Source organism: Rhizobium ecuadorense (genome assembly GCF_001187535.1).
Classification (GTDB): domain Bacteria; phylum Pseudomonadota; class Alphaproteobacteria; order Rhizobiales; family Rhizobiaceae; genus Rhizobium; species Rhizobium ecuadorense.
The window spans coordinates 1-263 of sequence record NZ_LFIO01001668.1; the positions used below are offsets into that span (position 1 = coordinate 1).

Here is a 263-nt window from a genome sequence, read left to right on the forward strand (position 1 = left end):
AGCAAAGGTCGCCCGGCTGCTCGTTTCCGAAAGCACCGCTGCCTTCTTCGGTCAGCTTGCGCGGCAGATGGACGATCTTTTCGTTCCTGCCATAGTCCTCGATCTTAAGGTTCAGGGGCAGCATGGAAACGAGATCGCGCGCCGTCGGATTGTCGGCGAGTGTCGCGGTCAGGGTTAGATTGTTGAAGCCTATCCGGATCCTGACGCCTGTCGCCTCGGGCTCCGCCGGGCCGCGCTCGTCCTGCCCTTGCGCCACGAGAGGC

Annotated in this window: 1 protein-coding gene; it reads right to left on the reverse strand. The window is 62.7% G+C overall.

All coding sequences use genetic code 11. From position 1 onward, the window contains the following. Nucleotides 1-263 (reverse strand): cyclophilin-like fold protein (locus AF337_RS32955; protein WP_244471357.1); only part of this gene is annotated, 263 nt, incomplete at both ends.